An 8,504-nucleotide genomic window follows, 5' to 3' on the forward strand; every position below is an offset into this window, starting at 1 on the left:
GGAACACCATTTTGGTACTCAATAATTGCATCTAATTTTATTTTTTGAGAAAAATACATAAGAAAACCCCCTCGATTGGATTTACTCCAATTCGAGGGGGTCAGTGCAGCATCCTTTTTTCGTTAATTTTGACATTAGTTAAAAATACGAGTAAACTTACGGCAATAAGTTACTAGTATTTAGTTAGTATCTTTAATATTCACTTAATGAAGTCGTCGTAAGATACCATGTATTGGTGGTTGGTTCTGAAAGGAAGGTCATATGTTTAATTTAGAGATTGTTGGTAAGGCAGCTGAACGGTTAACCGCGTTTGTTAATGATGGGGCAAAGATTTTGTTGGATTTAGATGATGGGGTTGGTCAATTTGCAACTGGTGCAGCATCATGCACCATGGATACAGCTTTTCGCTTAATTATTGTTGACCAAGCAATGGCGACCCCTGACTATCAATTAGCAATTTCATCAAATATTGGTACCATTTATGCTAAAGAACATTCCAAGACAATGTTAATTTCACAAATGAAACTTGCTTATCAACCACCGTTTAATCAATTAGCTTTAACTGGCTTGGGTGAAGAAATTGATCCCAATGTGCAAATAAAAAATTTATACGTTCACGCGTAGGAGAATGCGATGATTAAAAATAAAGAAGAACTAGTTAAGCAACTAGATAAAGAAAGCTATCACGTTACGCAAGAAAAAGGAACCGAAGCACCTTTTATTAACAAATATGATAACTTTTTTGAACCCGGAATTTATGTTGATATCGTCGGTGGGCAACCACTCTTTTCATCAGCAGCCAAGTATGATTCTGGCTGTGGGTGGCCCGCTTTTTCTAAACCAATTGATCGCTCCGTGGTCCAAGAACATCGGGATCGTTCGTTTGGGATGGAACGGGTTGAAGTTACGAGTGGTCAAGCTGAAAGTCACTTAGGGCACGTCTTTAATGATGGCCCCCTTGAATTAGGTGGAGTACGGTACTGTATTAATTCCGCCGCGTTAAAATTTATCCCTAAAGCTGACATGGTCGCCCAAGGATATGGCGATTATCTTGATCAGGTTGAAGGTTAATTAAAAAAGCAGTAAAATAGGCCAACGAAATAACTTCGTTGGCCTATTTATATGCTTTTGAATAGGTACCTATACGGGAGGGACAGTTAATTAATTATTGAATGCGATATACCGAATTGAGGTTGGCCACACAATTGTTGAAACTTTGTAATCATGACTATGCAAGATTAATTGCTCGTTATTGGATAACGTTAAATAACCAGAAAGTTGATAAACGTTTTCAGTATAAAATGAAACATTAAATTGGATAGTAATATCGAGCCGAGCATCAAGGGCGGCTTCTAGACGCGTAATGATTTCTTCGGCATGCATTTGCCGCTCACGGGTAACCTTGGCGTGCTTAGTTGTGGGTTTAAAAAAGTTCAATTTGGTAGTAACTTGTGGTTCGCTAGCATGGTTAATAAAATTGAATGGCATTTGCATGTTGACCCCTCCAGGTACTTACTGATTTACTTTTATTTTATTATACGAACAAATGTTCTGAAATGCAAACTAAAAATCGAGGGAGTTTATTTTGAAAGTCTTTCAATCAAATCAAAATATTACACATGTTACTGATTTTACGCAGTTACTAGCGTTTAATTTAGATAATGAAGTGGCACGTTATAAATATGTTCAACAACCACTCGATGAACAATATCAACAATATATTGTCATGGAGCAACAAACAATCGTGGCATTACTAATTATTGATGTCACTAAACCGCTGCGGGTTGTGTACCATGGCTTAATGCGTAACGGCAGTAATAAACCGGCCATCTTTGATGCGTTAACGACGTATTTTCAAAGCCAACGGTGGGATGGTGTTGAGTATCGCTTGGTTAGTAATTGGGATGAGCATTATTTATTGCAACGTGGCTTTAAAGCCCATGGCTCACGGTTTACCAAAATGTATCAATATCCTAAATATTTTATTTTTGGCGGTGGTGGGGCGCATGGCGCGTTTCAAACTGGGGCGTTTGATGTTTTAAAAGCGGCTGGGATTATCCCCGATGCAATTATCGGTGTATCCGTTGGTGCAATTACGGGGATGTCTTTGATGCATTTAGATAGTTCAACCGCCCATGAAGTATGGGATTATTTAACGACGCAACATGTCTATGGGGTGCCTGAAATTGGCTTAACCCGTGAAAAGTTTACCCGCACGATGGTTAATCAATTAATTTCGCGTGATTATAAATCAAAACAAACGCTATTTGATTTATTTTTACCAGTAGCAACAAGGGAATTGAAAAATCCACAAGTCAAATTTATGTTGGTAACAACAAATGCTAAGACTTTAACACAAAAAGTAGTCACCGTTAACGAAAATATGACACCCAAGCAATTAGCTAGTTGGGTGGTTGCTTCAAGCGCGTTTTATCCAATCGTGGCCCCAATGGAAATTGATGGTGAAACCTATATTGATGGCGGTTATTCAAATGATGTCCCCATTAATGAAGCAATTAAACTCGGGGCCAAAGATATTTATGTGATTGATATTCAAGGCATGGGGCGCTCACAACGTTATCAAGTACCTAAAGATGTTAAGATTCATTGGATTAAAACCAAGTGGAGTCTTGGACCAATGCTTGATTTTGATCCGGTGAAATCGGAAACCAATTTACAATTAGGTCGCTTAGAAGCCCAAAAGTTTTTAAAACAAGTCGTGGGTGCCCGTTACTTTTTTGAAACTCGCCCTAATTTCAAGCCGTTTGATTGGGCTAATTTAGCAACGTTATTTATGGCAACCCCGTTTACCCAAAAATTCATACCATTATTAAATAATCCGATGATCGAATATTTATTACGCACAAAAATTAGTAAATTTATTGGCCAAAAAGTCGCTCCTAATCATATATCAGGGCACATGCTCGTAGAATATAGTGCCTTTATTTTAGAAATTGTACCAACGGATGTTTATAATCAGCAAACGTTTACCAAAGCGATTACTAAAGCAGCAACCTATGATCAATTAGCCGAAAAATTTGTGTTACCAGAAGATGCTTGGGGGATGCCGTATATTTATCAACACCCCGAAGTAATTTTACTTGCAGTGATATATTTGATTGGTCAATGGCAAAAAAATGAGAAAATCACTGAATTTAAAGGTGAAAACATCTCAAAATAGGGCTTTTTTTTTCTAATAAAAGTCAATAAATTATTGAATTGGTGCAAGTGGCTATCAATTCTTAGAAAAAAATGTTAAAATTAGAGAGCTTAAAATAGATAGAACGAGGAGTTGCCGATGAGTAAGATTTTGGTCATTGAAGACGAAAAAAACTTAGCCCACTTTGTGGAATTAGAATTACAACATGAAAATTATGAAACCGACGTTCGTGATAATGGACGTGCTGGTTTGGAAGCTGCAATTGCGAATGATTATGACGTGATTTTGCTTGACTTAATGTTACCTGAATTGAGTGGTTTAGAAGTTGCTCGCCGGTTACGTGAAGTTAAGAACACTCCAATTATTATGATGACTGCGCGTGATTCAGTGATTGATCGCGTTTCTGGTTTGGATTATGGTGCTGATGATTACGTCGTTAAACCATTTGCAATTGAAGAATTACTGGCCCGTGTACGGGCTTTGTTACGCCGAATTAACATCGAAACTGAAGCCCATGCGCCACACCAATCAACGGTCAAGTTTAAGGACTTGGTTATTGAAAAAGAAAATCGCATTGTTCGCCGTGGTGATGAAGTAATTAATTTGACAAAACGTGAATATGAATTACTACTTACATTGATGGAAAATGTTAATGTAGTTCAAGCCCGGGATGATTTATTGAAGCGAGTTTGGGGTTACGAATCTGAAGTTGAAACGAATGTTGTCGACGTTTATGTTCGATACCTTCGTAATAAAATTGATGATCCAGAAAGCGCACGTTCATACATTCAAACGATTCGTGGAACTGGTTACGTAATGCGTAGTTCAAATTAATTAGGATAAAGGGTTGGACGTTGGTCGAGCCCTTTTTTGGTAGATTGAAATGATACAAGAAAAAGTTTATCGCCGTTTTTCCGTTAAATGGAAGTGGGCCTTAGGAACAACTGTGGGTGTTTTTGTGGTTTTCTTGGTGTTTAGTTTACTGATGTTTCGGGCGTTTACGCAAAATGCGTTAAATTCGCAACATCAAGAAATTGATAATGCCCTTAGTGCAGTTAGTCAGCGGTTTACATCAGTGAACACCCGCAATTTGACGTTAGATATGATTGAGCCGTCGCTCCAACCTGGTAATGATCATGTCCGGACGCTTTTAAATGATGAATTGATTGCGAATGTTGCTAGTAAAAACTTAACACTAACCATTTTTGATCGGCATGGCGTACAATTATTTACAAGCCATACTAATATTGTGCCAATGGAACATATGAAGTCATTTTTAGGGCAACGGTTGATTCGGGTTAACGGTCAACAGGTTTTAGTTGGGCGTGTGCCAGTATATGCTCGTAATTCAAATCGGGTGGTCGGCTATGTGCAGATGATTGATAGTCTTGAGCAATATCACCGAATGTATGTAAAATTAGTAAAAATCTTAGTCGTGTTAATGTTGCTTGGATTAATGGCAATTGCATTATGGGGATACTTATTAGCGGATTGGTTATTACGCCCAGTGGAACATATTGCAAAAACCATTGCTGAAGTGGAACATGATCCCAAAACAATGGAGCGTGTTCCAGATTTATTACGGAATGACGAATTATCAGATTTAGGGGATATCTTAAATGAAATGCTTGATCGCATGCAACGTTACATTGATCAGCAATCCCGATTTGTCGAAGATGTCTCACATGAATTACGAACACCAGTTGCGATTGTTAAAGGACATATGGATTTATTGAATCGGTGGGGTAAAGATGATCCACAAATTTTAAATGATTCAATTAAAGCTTCATTGGATGAAATGAAACGGATGGAAACGTTAGTACAAGAAATGCTTGATTTAACCCGGGCTGATCAAGTTGAAATTAATTTCCGTCATGAAGCAACGGATGTCCAAGATGTTGTTTACCAAGTTTATAATAATTTCACGTTAATTCATCCCGATTTCAAATTTAGTTTAGAAGATGATATTCATGAAAGCACGATTGTTTCAATGTATCGGGATCACTTAGAACAAGTGCTGATTATTTTGTCAGATAATGCCTTTAAATATTCACAAGAACGTAAAGAAATTCATTTTTCAATGTCGCGAACAAATCGCGATGTTCAAATTGCGGTTCAAGATTTTGGGGAAGGAATTGCCCAAGAAGATGCGAGTCATGTTTTTGATCGTTTTTATCGGGTTGATAAAGCACGCTCACGGGAAAAAGGTGGTAATGGCTTAGGATTAAGTATTGCACAAAAATTAATTGAAGGATATGGCGGTTCAATTAGCTTAGAAAGTTCATTAGGTCATGGATCGATTTTTCGCATTACGTTACCAATAACTAAAACACCAAAATAGGGGAGGGTTTTATTATGCAAGTTGGTTATCGGATTCAAGTATGGGGCCGCGTTCAAGGCGTCGGTTTTCGTTATCAAACACAACAATTAGCTAAGCGCTTAGCCATAACTGGGTTTGTGGCTAATCAAATTGATGGTTCCGTTTTGATTGAAGCGGAAGGGACTGCACCAGCCATTGTTGAATTTATTGATGCCGTTAAAGCTTCACCCTCACCTTTTGGCGAAGTAACTCGTAGTCAAGTTGATAAAATTGCCACTTCGGGTTATCAAGATTTTAAAACACGTTAAAAAAAGCCTGTCCGCGGACAGGCTTTTTGATTTACTTATGTTTACTTGAAAGTTTTGATTTAAGACCAGCAATCACGGCCGGCAATAACGTAACAATGATAATTCCGAAAATTACGGCAGAAAAGTGGTTTTTAACAAAGAGGATGTTACCGAAGAAATAACCAGCCCCAGTACCGATAATGGTCCAGGTAGTAGCACCAATAATTGAGTATTTAAGGAATAACTTGTATTCCACGCCGGAGTTGGCGGCAACAAAAGGTGCAAATGTCCGAATGATTGGTAAATAGCGGGCAAAGATGATGGCAACGGCCCCGTATTTAGTAAAAAACGCTTCGGATTTTTGGATTGATTCGCGTTTGATAAAGCGACCAAAGAAACGGTGTTCCATCATGGCATGACCAACGTATTTTCCGATGAAGTAGTTTAATGAATCACCAGTTAAAGCAGCAATCCAGAAAAGGAAGGCAAATAACCAAGGGTTTAAATGGTAAATGGGATTAGCACTAATGGCACCAGCCGCAAAGAGTAATGAATCTCCAGGTAGAAAGGGTAAAATCACGGCCCCGGTTTCAATGAAGATAATTGCAAAAAGAATCGCATAAGTCCAATTACCAAACTGGGTTACAATTTGGATAACATGTTTATCTATATGAAGAATAAAGTCGATTAAGTAACTCATTTTAAAAGTATTTCCTTTGATTTTTTTGTCGTTATCATTAAGTTTACCAGATTTATTTGGTTTTTTTTGCTAAACTTGAGTAAGTTATTAATTTTAAGAAATCGAGGTTTGAGAATAATGATTGAATATCCCCAATTAACTCCCAACGAATACAAGGGACCAAAGGCAACTTTGCACACTAACTACGGTGACATTGAAGTGATCCTTTTCCCAACGCAAGCACCTAAAGCAGTTGAAAACTTTTTGACACATGCTAAAGATGGTTACTACGATGGTATTATCTTCCACCGAGTTATCAACGATTTCATGATCCAAGGTGGCGATCCTACTGGAACTGGTTTCAGTGGTGAATCAATCTGGGGTCACAATTTTGAAGATGAATTTTCAGATGACCTCTTTAACATTAACGGAGCACTTTCAATGGCCAATGGTGGTCCAATGACCAACGGCTCACAATTCTTTATTGTGCAAAACCAACACATGGAACCAGCCTTTGCTAGTCAATTAGCTGGCGCCGGTTACCCTCAAGCGATTGTGGATGCATATGTTAACAATGGTGGTACGCCATGGCTTGATCACCGTCACACGGTCTTTGGTCAAGTTGCTAACGGTATGGACATTGTTAATAAGATTGCTCTTGTTAAAACTGATAGTGCTGATAAACCACTTGAAGACGTAGTGATTGAAAATATCACAGTTGTTGATTAATTTAAATTAGTTACAGATAGTAAAGATTCCAGTGTAAAGTGCATTGGAATCTTTTTTCTTCTATACTAATTAAAAAAAGCACTTAATCGATTAACTCCATGCTAGGAACGTGGTAATTTATGATATAAACATGTATACTAGTTGTAGTTAAAATAAGCTAGGGTTACATAAAATATATAATTTACAAGAAAGGAGTTAGCAATGACAGAATATCGAGTAGGGATGCATGTGCGCGGACAAGTGACTGGCATTCAACCATATGGGGCTTTTGTAAGTCTGGATGAAAAACATCAAGGATTGATTCATATTTCAGAATGCAAGTATGGGTTTGTTGGTGATATTAATAAGCTTTTAAAAATTGGGGATGTGATTGAAGTTGTGATTTTAGATATCGATGAATACACCCAAAAAATTAGTTTATCATTACGGTGTCTCACAGAACCGCAAGTAACTAACTTGAAGAAGCTTGAAAACGTTCATCAAACACATAAGCATTACTGGACGAATCGTAATACCGTAATTGGATTTGCCCCGATTGAACAAAACTTAGAAAACTGGATTAATAGTGGCTTAAAAGATACACTAAAAATAAAGTAGGTAGGGTGAAAAGATAATGTCAATGGTTGCAGGAACAATTGTGATGGTTAATGATGGGATGCCATCATACCTCGTAAAGTATGAAGATGCTGTTGCTAATTTTTTAACAGTTAAGATGCACAAACATGCAAATGAAACCGCCTTGGGGACATTGTTGCGAGCAATGCAAAATGATTTTGAGCTTGATAATTTACGTCTTGATGAATTAGCAAGCATTAAGCTACATGATCAAATTGGTTCTTTGTATGTCTTTGAAATTGTTGAACCAATTGAGGTCTTAGCAAATAGTGGCTATAAATTTGTTGAGGCGTCTAATTTACATGCGTTGTTAGAAACAGTTGATATGTCGAGCGCTCCTAAGTTACTTTAATTTATTTGGAATTTGTTTAATAAAGTGCTTGTGTTTGTCATTGTTAGGTGTTATTATTTAGTAACTGTCCTAAGCAAGTAATGCTTTCGATAAAAAACTTATTTAAATTAAGTGTTGACTTAGTTTTCTAAGTTTGGTATCATATAAAAGTTGTCAGTTAATAAGTTTTGATTTTAAAAAATTAAAAAAGTTGTTGACAACGAATTATAACTCCTGTATAGTAGTTAGATGTTGCTTCATTATGAAGCGCAAACGTAGATCTTTGAAAACTGAATAAAGTTTTGACAATCAAATGTGTAAGTGCTTTGAAACTAGATTTCAGAGTTAAACAAATTTGCGAATGTCAATTTCGCTAGTAAATT

General features: G+C 37.1%; 11 protein-coding genes. 9 read left to right on the forward strand and 2 right to left on the reverse strand.

What is annotated here, in order from left to right; genetic code table 11:
* Nucleotides 1-261: 261 nt before the first annotated feature.
* On the forward strand, nt 262-624 hold the full coding sequence (locus tag LQZ76_RS09690; RefSeq protein ID WP_230099513.1) for an iron-sulfur cluster biosynthesis family protein: 363 nt from the start codon (nt 262-264) through the stop codon (nt 622-624).
* Nucleotides 625-633: 9 nt separating this feature from the next.
* Entirely contained in the window at nt 634-1,071 is a 438-nt protein-coding gene (msrB, locus tag LQZ76_RS09695) for a peptide-methionine (R)-S-oxide reductase MsrB (RefSeq protein ID WP_230099514.1), read from the forward strand.
* Nucleotides 1,072-1,161: 90 nt separating this feature from the next.
* On the opposite strand, the gene LQZ76_RS09700 is transcribed toward msrB, so the two are convergent.
* Entirely contained in the window at nt 1,162-1,494 is a 333-nt protein-coding gene (locus LQZ76_RS09700) for a hypothetical protein (protein WP_230099515.1), read from the reverse strand.
* Between the two features lie 91 nt (nt 1,495-1,585).
* Here LQZ76_RS09700 and LQZ76_RS09705 point away from each other — a divergent pair, with 91 nt between their 5' ends.
* From LQZ76_RS09705 to LQZ76_RS09720, 4 genes are all read left to right on the forward strand, one after another.
* Complete coding sequence (locus LQZ76_RS09705; protein ID WP_230099516.1) at nt 1,586-3,181, forward strand: patatin-like phospholipase family protein; 1,596 nt, start codon at nt 1,586-1,588, stop codon at nt 3,179-3,181.
* Nucleotides 3,182-3,298: 117 nt separating this feature from the next.
* The gene (locus LQZ76_RS09710; RefSeq protein ID WP_168722057.1) at nt 3,299-3,994 is read left to right on the forward strand and encodes a response regulator transcription factor; all 696 of its coding nucleotides are present in this window, start codon (nt 3,299-3,301) and stop codon (nt 3,992-3,994) included.
* 49 nt (nt 3,995-4,043) lie between these two features.
* Nucleotides 4,044-5,501, forward strand: a complete 1,458-nt coding sequence (locus LQZ76_RS09715; protein WP_230099517.1) for a HAMP domain-containing sensor histidine kinase — start codon at nt 4,044-4,046, stop codon at nt 5,499-5,501.
* A gap of 14 nt (nt 5,502-5,515) precedes the next feature.
* Nucleotides 5,516-5,788 carry an acylphosphatase gene (locus LQZ76_RS09720; protein ID WP_230099518.1) on the forward strand — a complete coding sequence of 91 codons (273 nt, stop codon included), beginning with the start codon at nt 5,516-5,518 and terminating at the stop codon, nt 5,786-5,788.
* 31 nt (nt 5,789-5,819) lie between these two features.
* Here the strand turns inward: LQZ76_RS09720 and LQZ76_RS09725 are convergent, their stop codons facing one another.
* Nucleotides 5,820-6,467 carry a VTT domain-containing protein gene (locus LQZ76_RS09725; RefSeq protein ID WP_230099519.1) on the reverse strand — a complete coding sequence of 216 codons (648 nt, stop codon included), beginning with the start codon at nt 6,465-6,467 and terminating at the stop codon, nt 5,820-5,822.
* A gap of 120 nt (nt 6,468-6,587) precedes the next feature.
* On the opposite strand from LQZ76_RS09725, the gene LQZ76_RS09730 reads away from it, so the two are divergent.
* The 3 genes from LQZ76_RS09730 to LQZ76_RS09740 all read left to right on the forward strand — a co-directional run bounded on the left by LQZ76_RS09730 (nt 6,588) and on the right by LQZ76_RS09740 (nt 8,142).
* Complete coding sequence (locus tag LQZ76_RS09730) at nt 6,588-7,175, forward strand: peptidylprolyl isomerase (RefSeq protein WP_290368175.1); 588 nt, start codon at nt 6,588-6,590, stop codon at nt 7,173-7,175.
* A gap of 201 nt (nt 7,176-7,376) precedes the next feature.
* Nucleotides 7,377-7,772 carry a CvfD/Ygs/GSP13 family RNA-binding post-transcriptional regulator gene (locus tag LQZ76_RS09735; protein WP_230099521.1) on the forward strand — a complete coding sequence of 132 codons (396 nt, stop codon included), beginning with the start codon at nt 7,377-7,379 and terminating at the stop codon, nt 7,770-7,772.
* 16 nt (nt 7,773-7,788) lie between these two features.
* The gene (locus LQZ76_RS09740; protein WP_230099522.1) at nt 7,789-8,142 is read left to right on the forward strand and encodes a hypothetical protein; all 354 of its coding nucleotides are present in this window, start codon (nt 7,789-7,791) and stop codon (nt 8,140-8,142) included.
* Nucleotides 8,143-8,504: the final 362 nt, after the last annotated feature.

The sequence above is a fragment of the Periweissella ghanensis genome (assembly GCF_918814755.1).
Taxonomy (GTDB): domain Bacteria; phylum Bacillota; class Bacilli; order Lactobacillales; family Lactobacillaceae; genus Periweissella; species Periweissella ghanensis.

What these genes read in the sequence shown, in the direction of transcription:
- LQZ76_RS09690 (WP_230099513.1), top strand. Translation starts at nt 262, where the DNA reads ATGTTTAATTTAGAGATTGTTGGTAAGGCAGCTGAACGGTTAACCGCG.
- msrB (WP_230099514.1), top strand. Translation starts at nt 634, where the DNA reads ATGATTAAAAATAAAGAAGAACTAGTTAAGCAACTAGATAAAGAAAGC.
- LQZ76_RS09700 (WP_230099515.1), bottom strand. Translation starts at nt 1,494, where the DNA reads ATGCAAATGCCATTCAATTTTATTAACCATGCTAGCGAACCACAAGTT.
- LQZ76_RS09710 (WP_168722057.1), top strand. Translation starts at nt 3,299, where the DNA reads ATGAGTAAGATTTTGGTCATTGAAGACGAAAAAAACTTAGCCCACTTT.
- LQZ76_RS09715 (WP_230099517.1), top strand. Translation starts at nt 4,044, where the DNA reads ATGATACAAGAAAAAGTTTATCGCCGTTTTTCCGTTAAATGGAAGTGG.
- LQZ76_RS09720 (WP_230099518.1), top strand. Translation starts at nt 5,516, where the DNA reads ATGCAAGTTGGTTATCGGATTCAAGTATGGGGCCGCGTTCAAGGCGTC.
- LQZ76_RS09725 (WP_230099519.1), bottom strand. Translation starts at nt 6,467, where the DNA reads ATGAGTTACTTAATCGACTTTATTCTTCATATAGATAAACATGTTATC.
- LQZ76_RS09735 (WP_230099521.1), top strand. Translation starts at nt 7,377, where the DNA reads ATGACAGAATATCGAGTAGGGATGCATGTGCGCGGACAAGTGACTGGC.
- LQZ76_RS09740 (WP_230099522.1), top strand. Translation starts at nt 7,789, where the DNA reads ATGTCAATGGTTGCAGGAACAATTGTGATGGTTAATGATGGGATGCCA.